Raw genomic sequence first — 19,036 nt, 5'->3', positions numbered from 1 at the left:
CTATACCTTCTTTTGCAAAATATCTTCATATATCTCTATTAGACGTTTTGTATTTTTTATAGAATCATGCGTTTTCAAAGCATGTGCTCTTGCATTTTCAGAAAATTTTAAAGCTAACTCATCATTTTTAAATATTTCACACACATAATGAGCTAACATATAAGGAGCATCTGTTTGATATACAAAACCTTCCTCTTTATGTTTTAACATATCAGACACACCTCCAACATCTGAAGCAACACAAGGAACACCTAATATCATTGCTTCTCCTAAAGAATTAGGACTATTTTCAATAGTTGATGGACAAACAAACACATTCGACTGTAGGTATCTTTCACACATTTGTTTTTCACTTAATAGTCCAGTAAAAACAATTTTATCTTGAAGATTATATTTTTTAATCAACTCTTTGATATACTTTCCATAAGATGAAATTTTCATTTTTTCCTTCAAAGTTTTGGAACTCGTTATATCAGTACCTCCAATATATAACTTTGTATTAGGAAATTTCTTCAATATCAAAGGCATAGCTTCAATCATAAAATGAAGACCCTTTATAGGATAAGATCCTTGACTTAAAAAAATAGAATGCCTTTCTATTTTTTTTATGTCCCACTGATAGTTATAAAATTCTTCTCTTAATGTTTCATCACAATGATGATAAGTTACATTTGGATTTATTTGAGTAGTACATGCTTTATCCCAAGTAGTTCTCCCAATAACGTTGTTTACCTTTCTTAATGATTCAATTTCAAATTCCCCACGTTTAATGAATTTTTTCTGTTGTTTTTTTATATTATCTCGTTTTAATAAATCCCTAAAGGTATACCTTTTTTGAACATTTACAGGTAGGGCTAACATATAGTGTTTAGGAATAATAGATACTAAACCTTGGATGGATACAACAATCTTAATATTTTTCTTTCGACAAACATTTACCATCGAAAGCGTATGAATAAACTCAGTACCAAAAATATGAACAATATCTGGCTTGCATTGTTCTACAATTAGCTCCAGGTATTGATTATTGTTGATTTGATTCAAATCGCTACTATTCACAGAAGGAAATGTATAATATTTCATTTCTTTTCCTTCCAATAACTTTACGTCATTAAATCTCTGATTGGGAAATGCAACAGATAGTGACACATCCTTGGTTAACGAAAGTGTTGCAGATGCATTAACTAGCCATCCCCCAAAAGGAAGCACTTCCTCATTTAGAAGTAAGCTGGCCTCTGGAAGAGGGATATTTGTAAGCCACAATATTTTCATGAACAAAACTCTCCTTAAACCTTCACTCTAAGTAACTACATAATTCTTACATACTAAATTTTATAATATAATGATAAAAATGTACTCCATGCGCCTTAAATAAATTCCACATAGATACGATAAATTTACTATAAATATAAACTTATTAATAAATAGAAGCACTGTTTCTAAAACCAAAGTATACTCCTTTGGTATTTTAAACAATACTCAGATGAATTCAGAATAATCCTGCCTCGGGACTTTTAAACTAAATAAAAAAGATATTTAAGATACTAAGTCTCTTACCAATTTAAATAAATTTTATTCCTAATAATATTAGCTACATCTTCATTTAGATATTTTTCTATTGTGTATTATGGTAATCAGAAAATCTAAAACTTTTGTCGCTTGAACAGTACTATTCTTATTCTCCAAAATGAATATTCTAGCACTTTCAGTTAGTTTATTTATTTTTTCAGCTGGGCTTGATAATATTTCTTCAATTGCTTGTTTAAGCGAATTAATATCACTATTATTTATAGAATAGATGTATTTATCATAATCTTCTGGTATACCTTTTAATCTTGTAGTTAAAAACGGCGTTCCTGAAACCATATATTCAAATGTTTTTGAAGGAAAAGAATACATAGTATATTCATCTTCTGGATTTCTTGCGTTAATTAATATCGCGGCTTTTTTTTCATATTCAAAAACTTCCGCTCTTGGTTTAAAACCAAAATATTTAACCCTCGTATCCTTTACGGATAGATTTTCTATATATTCTCTCATGTCTCCATCACCAAAGAGCCAAAGTTCAAGTTCATCATCTTCTATTTGCTCAAAAGCATCTAAAATATTTTTGATCCCATATTCAAAAGCCAAAGTCCCTGCATACATAATAGCTTTACTCTTTGGTACCTCAGACAAATCTAGATCATTATTAAAAATACCTTCCATGACTATGTACGGTTTATTCGACGAATTTACTCTTTCTTTCATTGGTTCAGTAAAAAGAACATAACCATCGTAATTATGTTCGATAAAGTTTACTAATTTTACATAATAAGATAAAGACATTTTCTTAAGCCAATGCATTTCCTTTTGTCTTTTAGAATTCATTATATCACTTGAAAGATCCGTGAAAATATTCACTCGTTTTATTTTGAATAGCTTTGAAACTACATAAATACCAAGGGACAGCGGTGTATAGTTAAATGGTGTTAAGATAATCTTCTCCTTATTCTTAAAGTTTTTTATTCCCCATTTCAAAGTTAAAAACATACCTTGAAATAAAGAATATATTTCTTTAATAAGCGGTAAATTAATATTAGATAAATATCTCACCATATATCTATCATTTAATTGCTTTCTTCTCTTATTAAATTTTAAGAATTTTCCCCTTGGATAATATTGCTCTTGATAGAGATAATATATTTCCATATCGGCATCTTCAATTTCAGAAAAACCACTAACTAACGCTTTCTCAAAAGAATATTGTGCAACACGGGATGGTATTCCGTTAGTATTGGATATAGACTCAAGCCATTCTTCATCGCAAAGACTTCCAAAATATAAAATTTTCATTTTCTACACCTATAAAATTAGTTTTTTCAATGACTTTTGATGTCATTCTTATATTTAAATCAATAATTGTTCTGCTTATTGTTCATTTGTTAAAATATCGATTAATTGTTTTGTCTTACTTCCTTTATCTTGAGCTTCAAGCACTGTATTATATTGATTTTGTTTTTGAAGATACTGATACATTAACAAACTCAACTCTTTTGAATCAAATGCTTCAAAAAACTTTGCATTTTCATAACCTTCAAGTATCTCTTTTGCAAATGATGTATCCGCTGCAATTATAATTCCTTTGTGCATCCTTGCTTCAAGCATAGGCATACCAAAGGTTTCAATATAAGAAGGGAAAAGTAAGATTGATTTAGTATATAGCTCAAAAACTTCTTCTCTTGTCTTCGAGCCTTCAAAGCGAATAGGTAATTGTTCTTCTTGTATCTGACTATATAAATCTATCGTATATTGATCTTCATTTCCATCCAATGTAAATATTATCTCATAATCTATATTCGTTAAAACTTTTAACTGCCGACACGCCTCTACAATAATTTTATGATTTTTATATACACTGTTACTAGCAGGATAAAAGAAGGTTGATAGTGATTTTTCATTGGGCTCAAAATAATTTTTCATTGTTATATTAATAGTTGGTGGTATAACTTCAATTTTATTATCTTGAATTTGAGCTTTTTGTATACAAGCTTTTTTCATCCATTGAGTTTGAACAATAACATGCTGCACTTTCTTTATTGAGTTAATTATATTGCGTCCTATTATATTTTGATATATCCAGAACAGTTTATTATCTTTAATTGAAAATTTATAATCCACAAATGGTAAAGGTTGATGCACATAAAGAACTTGATTACAATTTGTACGTGGAATTATAACATTTTGAAGTGAAAATATTTTATCCACTTTATATTTTTTCACCAGTTCTGGAGCTATAACCTGATCAAAATAAAAACGGTGCCCCCAACTTTTCTTGATCCAAGGAAATTGTAGTACTTTTATATTATCTGTTTCTTCTAACTTAGGTGTACTTACTACAAAAAACCAATTAATACTTTTATTTTTACTTTCAACCACTTCATTATAAAAGTCATTTAAGATAGATAGTGCTCCTCCGCTTTCTGCTGGAACATCAAAAACCATAATGTTCATATTTTTATTCCTTTCTCCAAGCAATACTATTAATAATTTTAGAGAAGTTCTTAATAACCCTTACAAGTTTTAGCTACACATTCTCATTTTGATAATCATTTGTTAAATAAAATTTTTCATTACTCTCACACTTAACTCTACAAATCGAACAATGCTTTTCTTTAATTATAAGATTTAATATATAAACTCGTGTAAGTACATTTACCTCAAATGTTTTCCAAATTATAAAAACAAAAAAGACAAATCCGCCAATTGGATTTAGAACGAAAACTTTCAATCATCTATCCAACAGAACAGGATTTGTCCTACGAACGTGCTATCACTATCACATCAAGCTTCCAGCCTACAAAAACATTGTAAATTAAAGACTTCTGTTTTATTTTCAACGCGCGTGTTAAACACTCTCACACTTAATGCACGGGATGTCACTTAACCAAATCAAAAAAAGAATTACAAATAACATAAGAGATTTGTTATTTTTATCCGTTTGGAATCATGAAAAATTACTGCTTTTACTTTCCCCAAACAACTCTATTAACATAATCTGTATATGACAAAATTATTCTAAGTACCTTATCTGATACATTCGGCATGCTATAATCTCCAACAAGCCTTAATGTATTTTTTTCTTGTATTTCTAATATCCCTAATCCCTGTAATATTCGTTCTTTCCTTAAACCTACCATCATAACCGCTGATTCTTCCATTGCTTCTGGTCTTTCATGGGCTTGTCTAATATTCAAAGCTCTAAACCCAAGAACAGAAGATTCTTCACTAATCGTTCCACTATCACTAAGAACTGCTTTAGAGTTAATTTGAAGTTTTACATAATCATTAAATCCTAGAGGTTTCATCGTTTTTACTAACGGATTAAACTCTATTCCTTTAGCATCAATCATTTTTTTAGTTCTAGGGTGCGTACTTACGATTACAGGCATATTATATTTTTCTGCAATTGCATTTAAGCTATCTACTAAATCTAGGAAATTAACTTCCGAATTAATATTTTCTTCTCTGTGAGCTGACACTACAAAATATTTTTCTTCCTCAAGCCCTAATCTTTCTAATACATCTGATTCCTCAATATCATTTTTTCTTGAATTGAGAACTTCGAACATCGGGCTTCCTGTTTTAATAATTCTATCTGCTGGGACCCCTTCTCTAAGGAGATATTCCCTTGCGATATCACTGTAAGTTAAATTAATATCAGCTGTATGGTCAACAATTTTTCTGTTAGTTTCTTCTGGCACTCTTTGGTCAAAACATCTATTTCCTGCTTCCATATGGAAAATTGGAATATGTCTTCTCTTTGCTGCAATAGCACATAAACAACTATTTGTATCTCCCAACACTAAAAAAGCATCTGGTTGTACTTCTTCCATAATAGGATCTATCTTAACCAGGATGTTACCGATAGTTTCTACCGCAGTTCCAGTAGCTGCATTTAAAAAGTAATCTGGTTTTTTCAAATTAAAATCTTTAAAAAACACTTCGTTTAATTCATAATCATAATTTTGTCCTGTATGAACAAGAATATGTTCTATTGCACTTGATTCTTCTAATTTATTAATTACAGCTGATAGTCTTATAATTTCTGGTCTAGTACCAACAACTGTCATGACTTTTAGTTTTTTCATGAATCATACCTCCAAAAAGTAAGTATCCGGTTTTTCTGGATTAAAACATTCATTTGCCCACATTACCGTTATAAGATCATTTTCTCCTACATTCACAATTGAGTGAGTATATCCAGTAGGTATATCTACAACCTGTAACTTTTTACCGCTTACTCTATATTCAATAATATCGTCTGATTCTATTTTCCTAAATCGAATTAAACCTTCCCCACTAACTACTAGAAACTTTTCGTTTTTAGTATGGTGCCAATGGTTTCCTTTTGTAATTCCTGGCTTAGATACATTGATAGAAACTTGTCCTCTTTCAGATGTTCTAATAAACTCTGTAAAAGATCCTCTATGATCGCTATTCATTTTGAGATCATAAGCGAACTCATCTTCCGGCAGAAAGCTTAAATACGTGCTATAAAGTTTCTTAGTTAAATCATCTTTCATATTTGAAATACTTAAATTTGTCCTGCTTTCCTTAAAGCTTTTTATAAGTTCAGCTAACTCTCCAAGTTTAATTGTATATACCACGGGTACAACACAGTAATCATCTTGCATAGTCGGATTAAACTCTACAGCTCTTAAAAACTCCTCCAGTACATCATCTATATAACAAAGATTAAGTCCTGCATCTGGATTATTTATTTGGATATCCAAGCCCCTAGCTATATTGTGACAAAATGTAGCTACCACAGTATTATAGTTAGGTTTGCTCCATTTACCAAATAAGTTTGAAAGTCTATATACATAAACTTTTGCATCGGTTTCTTTGGAATAATTGAATAATAATTCCTCTCCTGCCTTTTTACTTCTTCCGTAAGGATTATCCTTTTCTGCCTGAATGGATGAAGTAATAAGCACTGGAGCTTTATTATCATGCCGTTTTAATAACTCTAGTAATTGAGACGTAAATCCAACATTGCCTTCCATAAATTCATTTTCATCCTCTGGTCTGTTTACACCAGCTAAATGAAAGACAAAATCACTTTCTTTTGTATATTTATCAAGCAATGTAGGATCACTTTCTTTAGTAAACTCAAATATATTGTTATATCCTCTATTTCTAAGTTCAGCGACAAGATTTTTTCCAAGAAACCCTTTTGCACCTGTAACAAGAATATTCATTAGCTAATACCGTCCTTTAGTTCATTACGTGAATATTTTTATTCCATTCCTCAAGTTCTTTTTGAACATAATCTAATTCAAGTAATTTCTCTTTAATTTGTTCTACATCAAGCATCTGTGTATTATCTGAATTATATTCCTCTACGGTAGTAAGTTTTTGATCTCCCTCAGCAAAATACTTATCATAGTTAAGATCTCTTTGATCAGCAGGAACCCTAAAGAAACCGCCTAAATCTTCTGCAACTACGTATTCTTCTTTAGTAAGAAGAGTCTCGTAACGCTTTTCTCCGTGCCTTGTTCCGATTACTTTGATTTCATTATCTGCGTTAAACAGTTCCTTTACAGCTTGGGCAAGATCGCCAATAGTACTTGCTGGAGATTTTTGAACCATAATATCGCCCGCTTCAGCATTTTGAAAGGCAAATACAACTAATTCAACTGCTTCTTCTAAACTCATAAGAAATCTCGTCATATTAGGATCAGTTACTGTTAAAGGTTGTCCTGTTTTAATCTGTTCGATAAATAATGGGATAACTGATCCACGTGAAGCCATTACATTACCATATCTTGTACCACAAATAAGCGTTCTATCTGGTGATACTGTTTTTGCTTTTGCTACAAAAACTTTTTCCATCATCGCTTTTGAAATTCCCATTGCGTTAATTGGATAAGCTGCTTTATCCGTAGATAAACAAATTACCTTTTTAACACCATATTCGATAGCAGCAGTGAGTACATTGTCCGTTCCTAAAATATTAGTTTTTACTGCTTCTAGTGGGAAAAATTCACACGATGGAACTTGTTTTAATGCAGCAGCATGAAAGATATAATCTACACCATGCATAGCATTTTTAGCACTTGCTAAATCTCTTACATCCCCAAGATAAAACTTTAGTTTATCATTTTTATATAGCTTTCTCATGTCATCTTGCTTCTTTTCATCACGTGAGAAAATACGAATTTCTTTTATATCGGTATTTAAAAACCTTTTCATAACTGCATTACCGAAAGAACCTGTTCCTCCAGTAATTAATAAAGTTTTATCTTTGAACATGATTAACATCTCCATCTACATTTATTTTTGTTAGTAATTTATTCAATCTCTCCATATATATCTGCTTAGAGAAGTTACTATCATAGTAATTCCTTGCATTTTGACCATATAAAGCATGCTTGTCTTTTTCTATAGCAAATTGCTTTATGTTATCAGCAAGTTCTTTGTAATTTTCTGCTGAAGCACACAGTCCACACTTCGCCTCATTTATTACTATTTGAGTTTCTCCATCTATGGCTCCTATAATTGGCTTACCGGCTGCCATGTAGGATTGAACTTTATTCGGTAACGTATATGATATAACTTTATTTGCTTTCAACGTAATTAAAAAAGCATCTGCCATTTCATAAAACCTTGGCATTTCTGTAATTGGATGTTGACCGTGGAATATAACATTATTAAGTTTCAGCTGATTGGTTAAGGCTTCACACTTTTCACGCGAAGATCCGTTTCCTACAATATGAAATTTTATATATTGATCTTCTTTAAGTTCATTTGCAGCATAGATAATTGTTTCTACACTTTGCATTTCCCCTATATTTCCAGCAAATACTAGATTTATAACATTATCGCTCGCATTAATAAATTTAATATTTTCAAATAATGCTTCTGCATATACTGGGAGATGGGTAATGTTTTCATGAATATCTAATGTATTTTTAAAATATTCTTCAAATAACTTAGAGCTTGTGAATATTTCATCTGCACTCTTATAAATCCATTTACTTATTTTTAATAAAACGCTATATATTTTACTATCCGATGAAATGCCGGCCGAAGCAATGCTTTCTGGCCATAAATCATGACAGTATAATACAAGAGGTTTTTTTGTTATTTTTTTTAATAATATGCCTGGCAAAGCCATTGTTACAGGCGAAAGCTGATATACTAAAATCAAATCAAAATCTTTCTTTATAAACATGGACTTTAAAGTAGAAGATATGGCAAAACTAACATAATTTAAAGCCAATCTTTTAGTCCCTTCACCTCTTCCAAGGAGCCATGAACGTATTACTTTAACCCCATTTATTTCTTCTCTTCTATTTTTAAATGCTTTATATTTTTCATCTACAATTCCACTAGGATAGTTAGGAAGCCCTGTTAAAACAGTTACCTCATGCCCTTCTTTTACTAGTTCAGAACATATATCATTAACTCTAAACTGTTCAGGGAAGAAGTATTGACAAACTACAAGTATTTTCATTATTACTCTACTCCTAAACTCTCAATCTCACTAAATTAGGAGATTTTTTTTTGATTTTTCCCCTCTTTAACCCCTTCACTTCTAACTACACTGAATATTGTCTTAAAAAACACCTGAACATCAAAAATAAAGCTCATTCTCTTAACATATTCTCCATCAAGTTCTGCTTTTATATCAATTGGCAATTCATCTCGACCATTGATTTGTGCCCACCCTGTAAGACCTGGTGAAACATCATTTGCACCATATTTGTCACGTTCTTCTATCAAATCATATTGATTCCAAAGTGCAGGCCTCGGACCAATTATGCTCATTTCGCCTTTAATAATATTGATAATTTGCGGAAGTTCATCTAAGCTTGTCTTACGCAAAAACTTACCGACCTTTGTAATATAGGCTTCTGGATTTTCCAAAAGGTGCGTAGGCATGTCTTTTGGTGTATCGATTCTCATTGTCCTAAATTTTAAAATGTAAAATTCCTGTTTATCTTTGCCGATCCGGCGTTGTTTAAATAATACAGGACCTTTTGAATCAAGCTTTATACATAAAATTAATAGTAAAAATACTGGCGATAACAATACTAATCCTACTATTGATAAAATAAAATCTATTCCTTGTTTCACATACATTTTATACATCACTTTTATTACCACCCCAATTCTACCAACATAGGTTTTTTAGGTTACTTTTAACACTTAATTAGTTTTTAATTAAAACTTTATTATTAGCAATTGCCAGCAATCTCTCTCTTATACTCTCTTTACTCATCTGTTCAAAATCATTCATAAATTGCTGTAAAATATCCTTATCCATTAAAACCGCTTTCCCTACATGAATCTTAGGAAATATCTGCTCCGGATGAACTTCACCTTCATTTAATAATTCTTCATACATCTTTTCTCCCGGTCTCAAACCAGTAAACTCAATTCCAATTTCTTCAATAGAATAACCCGAAAGGTTAATAAGGTTCTTCGCTAAATCAACAATCTTTACCGGTTCTCCCATATCAAGCACAAATAATTCTCCACCTTTAGCTAAAGTACCGGCTTGAATAACTAATCTTGAGGCTTCCGGTATTGTCATAAAATAACGAGTCATATCAGGATGGGTCACTGTTACAGGTCCACCTTTTTGAATTTGTTTCTTAAATAACGGTATTACACTTCCTCTACTCCCAAGTACATTCCCAAACCTAACGGCAACAAAGCGTGTGCTACTAACTGCCGCCATGTGCTGTATAATCATTTCCGCAAAACGTTTTGTTGCCCCCATGACATTCGGAGGATTTACCGCTTTATCACTAGAAATCATGACAAATGTATTTACTTTAAACGTATCAGCTGCTTCTGCTACATTTTTAGTACCAAAAATATTATTTTTTACGGCCTCTTCAGGATTGTGTTCCATTAAAGGCACATGCTTATGTGCAGCTGCATGATATACAATATACGGACGATACTTATCCATGATAGAAAATATTTTATTTCTATCCTGAACATCTGCAATTTCTGCTACAATCTCAATTCGATTCTTGTAAATCTCTCTTAATTCCATTTCAATACCATAAATGCTATTCTCACCATGTCCAAGTAAGACAATCTTTTCAGGACTATACTTCATAACTTGACGGCAAATTTCAGACCCAATAGATCCTCCTGCGCCCGTTACAAGAATTGTACGGCCAGTAATTGTTTCTGCTATTCCAGCATCATCTAATTTAACCGGCTCACGGCCAAGTAGATCCTCCACTTGTACATCACGAAATTCATTTACAGAGACTTTTCCTTCTAAAATACTCTCGAGCATCGGTACAATTTGAGTTTTTGCATTTGTTTTTGCGCACTCTTGAAAAATTTTATTGATCTGTTTACGGCTCAAAGAAGGAATAGCAATTATAATCTGTTCAATTTTATATTGTTCTACTATCTCTTTAATATTCTTTGTTGAACCTACCACCGGTACATTATAAATTTCTAATCTCTGTTTATTTTTATCATCATCCACAAATGCAACTGGATGTAAATCAGCCTCTTTGTTTTGGTGCAACTGCCTTACAACCATTGTTCCTGCTGCACCCGCACCAACAATAAGTGTTCTTGTTTGATTTGTATTTTGAGTAATATAAGTATCCCGGAACAAACGCCAAACAAAGCGTGAACCACCAATTAACAATAGATGTAGCATCCAAGCAATTGCTAAAATACGCACATAAATATCGTGGTTTATAATTTGTTGAACAATTGCAGTTACTAGAATAGAAAAAGTAACTGCTTTAAAGATTTGCTTTAACTCTCCAATACTTGCATACTCCCAAGCTTTTTTATACAACTTATAAATAGATGCAAAAATATGATGGCTACAAAGTAATGTAATCGAGCTAATGATTACTGTAATAGGAATATCGCTTAATGCATTCGGATGTATAAACCAATAACTTAAGTACACGGCAGTTAAAACAATAAATGAATCTAAGAAAACTAACAATGAGAGCCGTTTTGGATAACTCAATATACATGTTCCTTTCTTTACGTTGTTTAAATGAAAGTTCTAACTCTTCCTTTTCATTTCAAAAATAGACAGCTAGATTGTTCATTTTCCCTATGCAATGTACATATTACTAGCGACATAAAACACCTTTCTTTTTATAATTGCACATTCTCTTTCTGTACCAATTCATTCATATACTTCATCAACTCGTCTTTTAATTCATCATGCTGAAGTGCCATTTCGATTGTCGTTTTAATAAAACCAAACTTCTCTCCAACATCATAGCGTGTTCCTTCAAAGTCATAAGCAAACACTCTTTGAATTTCATTTAAACGCCCAATTGCATCCGTTAATTGAATTTCTCCGCCTGCACCTGTTTGCTGATCTTCTAAGAACATGAAGATTTCTGGTGTTAATACGTAACGACCCATAATTGCTAAGTTGGACGGCGCTGTTCCTTGTGCTGGTTTTTCTACAAATTTACGCACTTGGTAACGGCGGCCATTTTGCATAGTTGGATCGACAATGCCATAGCGGTGTGTTTCGCTGTCTGGTACTGTTTGAACGCCAATGACAGAAGCGCTTGTTACTTCGCATTCATTTATTAACTGACGTAAGCACGGTGTTTCTGCTTGTACAATGTCGTCACCAAGTAATACCGCAAATGGTTCGTTTCCGATAAATTTACGCGCACACCATACTGCGTGCCCTAACCCTTTTGGTTCTTTTTGACGTATGTAATGAATGTTAATCTTCGAAGACTCTTGTACTTTTTCTAATATTTCATATTTACCTTTTGATAATAAGTTTTCTTCCAGTTCAAAGGAGTGATCAAAATGATCTTCAATTGCACGTTTTCCTTTTCCTGTTACGATAATGATGTCTTCAATGCCAGATTCAATTGCTTCTTCTACGATGTATTGAATTGTCGGCTTGTCTACAATTGGTAACATTTCCTTTGGCATTGCCTTCGTTGCTGGTAAAAATCTTGTTCCCAGTCCAGCTGCTGGAATAATTGCTTTTCTTACTTGTTTCATAACAAATCCCCCTAACTACATTTTACCACTCTTTATATTATATATATCTATTTATAGAGATTTTAAAATAATAAAAACCCTAGCTACAGTGTCCTTCTACACAACTCCATAGCTAGAGTTTTTATAAATTATATTGGGCATCTAACCCATCCTCACGCCATGCTCCCGACGACAAGCGTCTAAGGTAGGTTGAAATATAATTTCTACCCACAGCACAACCGAGTGCCTCCGTTGATAACGGTCAGGAGACATCACCATTGTTTACCTTAAAAAATACCAAATATTTTTTTACGGCGAATTTGTTGTGGATCCTCTTTATAGACCGTTTTACCACTTATCAACAAATATGGATTTTCCTTAAATTCCATGAGCGTATTTGCGCTAAATTCATTTTCGATAACGTCATAACCAGCTTGTAAATGAAATGCTCTTGTCGTTGTGTTATGCGCGTCTGACGCGATCATATGCGTTAAGTTATGTTCAACAAGCTGCATGGAGAACTTTTTAATTTTCTTACCGAAGTTCCCAAGTAAGCTCCCAGCTGTTACCTGTGTTAACGCACCTTTATTTACGAGGTTATATAACTTATCTGGCCGCTCGATTAACTCGGCATTGCGTTCAGGGTGAACAATAATAGGAATCATACCCTTTACTCGTAATTCATATAACATTTGTTCAGCATAACGCGGTACGTGATTGGATGGAAATTCGATTAGTATATATTTATTCGTTTCATTTAATGTGAGAATTTTACCAGCTTCATAATCTGCTAATAAGTCCCCGTATAAACGAACTTCTTGACCTGGTAATACAATTAGAGGAATATCATGTTCTTGGAGCGCTTCATTTAATTGTTTTACTTGATGAAGAATCTCTGCACGCTCATTTATATATTTACCGTTTTGATGATGCGGAGTTGCGACGATTGTGTGAATACCTTCTGCCGCTGCTTTTTGTGCCATCGCGAGACTATCCGTTAACGTCCCGGCCCCGTCATCGATACTAGGCAAAATGTGACAATGTAAATCAATCATTGTGCTCACCCTCTTTTCTTATGTATTTTCAAGATGAAAGAGAAGTGCGCCATGCGCACATCTCTTTAGTTTGCACCGTAGTAGTAATATAGGCTCTGTTCACGTTCACGATCGTTTAGAACAACACCTAGTAATTTACCTTTTGCGGATTCTAATAATGTTTTTGCCTTTACTGCTGCTTCTTTTTCTGTTTGTTCACTACGTACAACAAGTACAGATGCATCACATTGGCTTGCCATAATTTGTGCATCCGTTACTGGTAAGATTGGCGGCAAGTCAAAGATTACTAGATCATATAAGCTGTAAGTTTGACTAAGCAGTTCTTTCATCGCCTTTGATCCAAGCAATTCTGCAGGATTTGGCGGAATTGGACCAGATGAAAGAAAATCTAATTTATCTACTGCTGTTTTTTGAATGCATCTTTCTAATCGTTCACCAGCTGTTAAAACATTTGTTAAACCAAAAATGTTGTCAACTTGAAACATTTGGTGCGTTGCTGGTTTTCGTAAGTCTGCATCGACAAGTAGGACACGCTTTCCTTGCTGGGCAAATACAACAGCAATATTTGATGTTGTCGTCGTTTTCCCTTCACTTGGATTCGCAGACGTCACCATTAAGGAATGAATTTTTCGATCTACTGAGGCAAATTCAATATTTGTACGAATGTTTCGATATTGCTCAGAAATTGGTGATTTTGGCTGGTCATATGCAATTAATTGACGGCGTTGACGATAATTTTTCTTTTTCTTAAATAAGCCTTTAAGAACCAATTGTTTGTCCCCTCACTTTCTTCGCTGACGCTGCACGTGATTTGTTTCCTACTTCTTCTTCATCCATACGCGCAACGATACCGAGAACTGGTAATCCCAATAATTTTTCTACATCTTCTTCTTTCTTTACAGTGTTATCTAAATATTCTAGTAAGAATGCTAATCCAACAGATGACACTAACCCTACAACAAGCGCCAGCATAATATTCAACGTTGGCTGCGGCTTAATTGGAGCTTGATGCTCTACTAACTCTGCTTTTGATAAAATAGTTACGTTATCTACACTCATAATTTTGGCAACTTCAACCTTGAATATTTCTGCTGTTGCGTTGGCAATATCACGGGCTACTTTTGGATCTTTATCTTGTGCCTTTACCGTTACCACTTGCGAATCTTTCTCATTCACAACTTCAACCTTATTATTTAATTCTTGCGTTGTTATATTTAAACCCAACTTTTCCTTCACTTGATCTAAAATAACAGGACTTTTAATAATGACCTTATATGTATTAGTCAATTGAATGTTTGTCTGAACTTCACCAGCTTGAATCATTGCTCCTTCTTGCTTCTTTTGGTTAACAAGAATCTGCGTTGAAGATTGATAGATTGGTGTCATAAAGAAAAAGCTCACAATCGCACTAATGATTGCTGCTCCAAATGTAATCGTAAGAATCATCGCGAAGCGTTTTCGTAAAACTTGAAATAACTCTTTTAAACTAATCGTTTCTTCCATAAGCTCCCCCAGCTCTCATAATTTTACATAACAAAAAGTATAGCATAAAAAATGTAAGGTTTTTACAAAACCTGATTTCACTAGCTATTCATAGTACTTATATTCATTTTTTTAAAAAACCTAATTTAATATTACATAATACAACTAAATATGACAACAGCCTGTCGTTAATTTACTAAAAACACCAAATCAATAATCGTGTATTTTTATACATCTAAAACATTTATATATATAAAAAACCTAAGAGTCAACAAATTTCCCTTAGGTTTTTTATTTTTTTTAATTAATAATACCCATATGTATGTTCGGACTGTGGTTTCCCATTTAGCACAACACCGAGTAATGTTGTGTTTGTATTGTGTAATACATTTTTCGCTTTTAGTGCTTGCTCTTTTTCCGTTTTTCCGCTGTATAGTACGAGTATCGTACCTTGACATTGATTTGCAACAACTTGAGCATCTGTAACAGCAAGAACTGGTGGTGTATCGAAAATAATGAGATCATAGTGCTTCTCTGCTTCTTTCAATAACTCCCCCATCATCTCTGAGCTTAGTAATTCTGCTGGATTCGGCGGGATAGGTCCACATGCTAACAGATGTACGTTTTCTACATCCGTTTTTACAATGCATTCCTGCAGTGTCCGCTGCCTCGATAATACATTCGTTAATCCCCAAACGGTATCAACTTGAAGTAGCTGATGAAGAACTGGTTTTCGCAAGTCCGCATCGACAAGCAAGATTTTTTCTCCTTGTTGCGCAAAGGTAACAGCAAGATTGGCAGTCGTCGTTGTTTTTCCTTCTCCTGGATTTGCCGACGTCACGACAAGAGAACGAATCTTTTGATCAACAGAAGCAAATTGTATGTTCGTTCGAATATTACGATATTGTTCAGCAAGAACCGATTGCGGTTTTTCGTATGCAATGAGTTTTCGCTTCGATTGCATACTTTTACGAAAAAACATAGACGACATCCTCCTTATATAAAGTGAAACCTTTATAAGTGACTACTAGCCAGCAGTACAGGCTAGATTCTTAAAAGGCGTGAGATTATACGCTTTCTAATACAAGAAATTAAAACCCCCTAAAAAATACCACATAGAAAATCATACAGTATTTCACTTATATTGAAAATGTTTTTTTACATATACTGTAAATTTGGAATATACAAATGCTGTAAACCTATTTGGAATAAATGTAACTACCTATACCTTTTTGAGATTTAGAAAAGGGGATGATTCTAGTGAAGATGTGCCTCTCTATTACTTGTAAATTCATTTTTCGGCATATAGACTGCTGTCATGCAAACACGGCAGGGACCTGTACGGATTGTCTACTTTTGTTTTCAAACCTTGCACGTGGACGGAAAAGGCCCTGACCGCTCTATGCATCGCCAGTCCCTCTCGCCCATGAAAAAAATGCTTTTCTGCCTTTTTCATAAAGTAACGGAGTAGTTACAAATAAATAAAAAAACCGTCATCATCATGACGGTTTACTCTTTCTTATCTCCAAGCGCAAATGTAATTTCCGCTTCACATGCAATTTCACCATTTACAGTTGCGACTGCTTTTCCTTTGCCAATCGGACCGCGTACACGTGTCATTTCTACTTCTAAGCGAAGCTGATCACCTGGGCGTACTTGTCTTTTAAAGCGACAATTGTCAATGCCAGCAAAGAAAGCAAGACGGCCGCGGTTTTCTTCTTTCTTTAAAACAGCGATTGCACCGACTTGTGCTAATGCTTCTACAATAAGCACACCAGGCATTACTGCGTAGTCAGGGAAATGACCGTTAAAGTATTCTTCATTTGCAGATACGTTTTTAATCCCTACCGCACGTTTTCCTTCTTCTACTTCAAGAACTTGGTCAACAAGTAGAAATGGATAGCGATGCGGGATAATTTCTTTAATTTGCTCTATGTTTAACATCACATTTCGCTCCTTTTTAGACATTAGTCTTAGTACTAGGTTATATATATTATCCCACTTTGTTTATTATTTGTCATTACAAAAAAACGAAGCAGAAATATCTGCTTCGTGTCATTTTTAAAAAAATGCATATACTCTTTCTTCTGTACAATTTTTGGTATAACAAGTATAAATACAGTTCACACGGAGATAGAAAAAGTATATGCCCAAGTTAGGGGAAGTCAATATACCAAAGGCATATTCACCTCATTTGTCGTATTCGATTTCATTATAATATATTTATATACGAGATGGAAACGACAAATTTCAACATTTTTCCCCATAATAATCTATTTTTCTCTTTTTTTCTTCATTTTTCTTTATTTTTTGTAAAAACGTTATATTTTTAAAAATAAATAAATTGATATTGTGATTTAAAAAAACGTTAGGATGTATACCTAACGTTTTTTTCATTTCCACTGATTCCAGTACGTTCCTATCGAAGAGCGCGTCGCGGTAATTTATCAATGTTCTCAAGCATGATACCTGTTCCAACTGCTACGCAATGCATTGGATTTTCCGCAATTAATACAGGTACTTTCAACTCTTCTGCAAGAAGCATGTCAATACCGTGCAATAATGCACCGCCACCTGTTAAAATAACACCGCGGTCAATAATATCAGCAGATAATTCAGGCGGTGTACGTTCTAATACACCTTTTGCAGCTTGTACAATAACAGCTGCGTTTTCTTTTAGTGCCTCTGTAATTTCTTCAGAGCATACTGTAATTGTGCGAGGCAAACCTGTTACCATGTCACGACCGCGAATTTCAAGTTCTTCACTACGTGCACCTGGGAACACTGTACCTACTTTAATTTTAATATCTTCTGATGTACGTTCTCCAATTAATAGCTTATACTTACGTTTAATATAGTTTAAGATCTCCATATCAAACTTATCGCCCGCCATTTTAATGGAAGAGGAGGTAACGATATCGCCCATAGAAAGTACTGCAATATCTGTTGTACCTCCGCCAATATCCACAACCATATTTCCGCTTGGTTGGAAGATTTCCATACCAGCACCAACAGCAGCTACTTTTGGTTCTTCTTCTAAGTATACTTTCTTACCGCCAGATCTTTCAGCAGCTTCACGGATTGCTTTTTGTTCTACAGACGTGATGTTTGTTGGACAGCAAATTAAAATGCGAGGTTTTGATAAAAAGCCTTTTACGTCAAGTTTGTTGATGAAATGTTTTAACATCGCTTCTGTAATTTCGAAGTCAGCAATTACACCATCTTTAAGCGGACGAATCGCTACAATGTTTCCAGGTGTACGCCCTACCATACGTCTTGCTTCTTCCCCTACCGCTAATACTTTTCCTGTGTTGCGGTCAATTGCCACAACAGACGGTTCATTTAATACAATTCCTTTACCTTTTACATGAATTAATACGTTGGCCGTGCCTAGGTCAATTCCGATATCTCTCGCAAACATTCCTGTGTCTTCCTCCTCAATATCTAAATCAGGTTAAACCCGAATTCTTTACACCTAATTCCTAATTTTATCATATTCTTTTCTGAAACGTAATATTGAAGAAATGAATTATGCTGAAAAAAAAGTTACTTTTCTTTGGAATGTTTGCTTCATGTCAGATTATTGACGCACGATTTTTTCTGTATCCTCTTTTTGATACTTCTGTTTCGTCGCTTCGCCGCCCCGGAGATGACGAATTGACTTATGATAATCAAGAATTTCCTTTACTTCATTTGCGAGCTCTGGATTAATTTCTGGTAAACGTTCTGTTAAATCTTTATGCACAGTACTTTTTGATACACCAAATTCCTTCGCAATAACACGAACTGTTTTTCTTGTCTCCACGATATACTTGCCAATCTTGATTGTTCTCTCTTTGATGTAATCGTGCACACCACTCGCCTCCCTAAATTGGATGTGAGAAGGGTGAAATGAGACTCGCTGCATGTGACTAAGCTGTAGGTCCGAGTGCCGTTTGTAAGCGTTATACTTTCTAGGATTTATAATAAAATGATCCACGATTTCTCACCTCAAA

At 33.7% G+C, this 19,036-nt stretch carries 17 protein-coding genes; all 17 read right to left on the bottom strand.

The features are described 5' to 3' along the window. Nucleotides 1-1,272: a glycosyltransferase family 4 protein gene (locus H280_RS0112570; protein WP_020061484.1), complete on the bottom strand. Its 1,272-nt coding sequence runs from the start codon at nt 1,270-1,272 to the stop codon at nt 1-3. 327 nt (nt 1,273-1,599) lie between these two features. Further along, entirely contained in the window at nt 1,600-2,835 is a 1,236-nt protein-coding gene (locus H280_RS0112565) for a glycosyltransferase (RefSeq protein WP_020061483.1), read from the bottom strand. A 75-nt stretch (nt 2,836-2,910) separates the two neighbouring features. Beyond that, nucleotides 2,911-3,993 carry a glycosyltransferase gene (locus tag H280_RS0112560; RefSeq protein ID WP_020061482.1) on the bottom strand — a complete coding sequence of 361 codons (1,083 nt, stop codon included), beginning with the start codon at nt 3,991-3,993 and terminating at the stop codon, nt 2,911-2,913. 512 nt (nt 3,994-4,505) lie between these two features. Then, complete coding sequence (gene wecB / locus H280_RS0112555; protein ID WP_020061481.1) at nt 4,506-5,630, bottom strand: non-hydrolyzing UDP-N-acetylglucosamine 2-epimerase; 1,125 nt, start codon at nt 5,628-5,630, stop codon at nt 4,506-4,508. A 3-nt stretch (nt 5,631-5,633) separates the two neighbouring features. Continuing rightward, on the bottom strand, nt 5,634-6,743 hold the full coding sequence (locus H280_RS0112550; RefSeq protein WP_020061480.1) for a capsular polysaccharide biosynthesis protein CapF: 1,110 nt from the start codon (nt 6,741-6,743) through the stop codon (nt 5,634-5,636). A gap of 16 nt (nt 6,744-6,759) precedes the next feature. After that, the gene (locus tag H280_RS0112545; protein ID WP_020061479.1) at nt 6,760-7,797 is read right to left on the bottom strand and encodes a polysaccharide biosynthesis protein; all 1,038 of its coding nucleotides are present in this window, start codon (nt 7,795-7,797) and stop codon (nt 6,760-6,762) included. Further along, nucleotides 7,784-9,001 (bottom strand): glycosyltransferase family 4 protein, encoded by a 1,218-nt coding sequence (locus H280_RS0112540; protein ID WP_020061478.1) that lies wholly within the window; start codon nt 8,999-9,001, stop codon nt 7,784-7,786. Before H280_RS0112540 ends, H280_RS0112545 begins: the two co-directional genes overlap by 14 nt. A gap of 35 nt (nt 9,002-9,036) precedes the next feature. Further along, the gene (locus tag H280_RS0112535) at nt 9,037-9,639 is read right to left on the bottom strand and encodes a sugar transferase (protein ID WP_196810724.1); all 603 of its coding nucleotides are present in this window, start codon (nt 9,637-9,639) and stop codon (nt 9,037-9,039) included. 61 nt (nt 9,640-9,700) lie between these two features. Continuing rightward, nucleotides 9,701-11,509 carry a polysaccharide biosynthesis protein gene (locus H280_RS0112530; protein ID WP_020061476.1) on the bottom strand — a complete coding sequence of 603 codons (1,809 nt, stop codon included), beginning with the start codon at nt 11,507-11,509 and terminating at the stop codon, nt 9,701-9,703. Nucleotides 11,510-11,643: 134 nt separating this feature from the next. Continuing rightward, a complete protein-coding gene (gene galU, locus H280_RS0112525) occupies nt 11,644-12,525 on the bottom strand; it encodes a UTP--glucose-1-phosphate uridylyltransferase GalU (RefSeq protein WP_020061475.1) in 882 nt (293 codons plus the stop codon). A gap of 266 nt (nt 12,526-12,791) precedes the next feature. Continuing rightward, complete coding sequence (locus H280_RS0112520) at nt 12,792-13,559, bottom strand: tyrosine-protein phosphatase (protein WP_020061474.1); 768 nt, start codon at nt 13,557-13,559, stop codon at nt 12,792-12,794. Between the two features lie 65 nt (nt 13,560-13,624). Further along, the gene (locus H280_RS0112515) at nt 13,625-14,329 is read right to left on the bottom strand and encodes a CpsD/CapB family tyrosine-protein kinase (protein WP_020061473.1); all 705 of its coding nucleotides are present in this window, start codon (nt 14,327-14,329) and stop codon (nt 13,625-13,627) included. Further along, complete coding sequence (locus tag H280_RS0112510) at nt 14,319-15,062, bottom strand: YveK family protein (RefSeq protein WP_020061472.1); 744 nt, start codon at nt 15,060-15,062, stop codon at nt 14,319-14,321. Before H280_RS0112510 ends, H280_RS0112515 begins: the two co-directional genes overlap by 11 nt. Nucleotides 15,063-15,345: 283 nt before the next feature. Then, complete coding sequence (locus H280_RS0112505; protein WP_020061471.1) at nt 15,346-16,023, bottom strand: CpsD/CapB family tyrosine-protein kinase; 678 nt, start codon at nt 16,021-16,023, stop codon at nt 15,346-15,348. A gap of 527 nt (nt 16,024-16,550) precedes the next feature. Further along, nucleotides 16,551-16,985: a 3-hydroxyacyl-ACP dehydratase FabZ gene (fabZ, locus tag H280_RS0112500; protein WP_020061470.1), complete on the bottom strand. Its 435-nt coding sequence runs from the start codon at nt 16,983-16,985 to the stop codon at nt 16,551-16,553. A gap of 475 nt (nt 16,986-17,460) precedes the next feature. After that, nucleotides 17,461-18,462 carry a rod shape-determining protein gene (locus H280_RS0112495; protein ID WP_020061468.1) on the bottom strand — a complete coding sequence of 334 codons (1,002 nt, stop codon included), beginning with the start codon at nt 18,460-18,462 and terminating at the stop codon, nt 17,461-17,463. A 159-nt stretch (nt 18,463-18,621) separates the two neighbouring features. Continuing rightward, nucleotides 18,622-18,894 (bottom strand): sporulation transcriptional regulator SpoIIID, encoded by a 273-nt coding sequence (spoIIID, locus tag H280_RS23580; protein ID WP_020061467.1) that lies wholly within the window; start codon nt 18,892-18,894, stop codon nt 18,622-18,624. Nucleotides 18,895-19,036 lie beyond the last annotated feature (142 nt).

It is taken from the genome of Bacillus sp. 123MFChir2, assembly GCF_000383235.1.
Classification (GTDB): domain Bacteria; phylum Bacillota; class Bacilli; order Bacillales; family Bacillaceae_G; genus Bacillus_A.
This window is presented reverse-complemented; position numbering and strand designations above follow the sequence as displayed.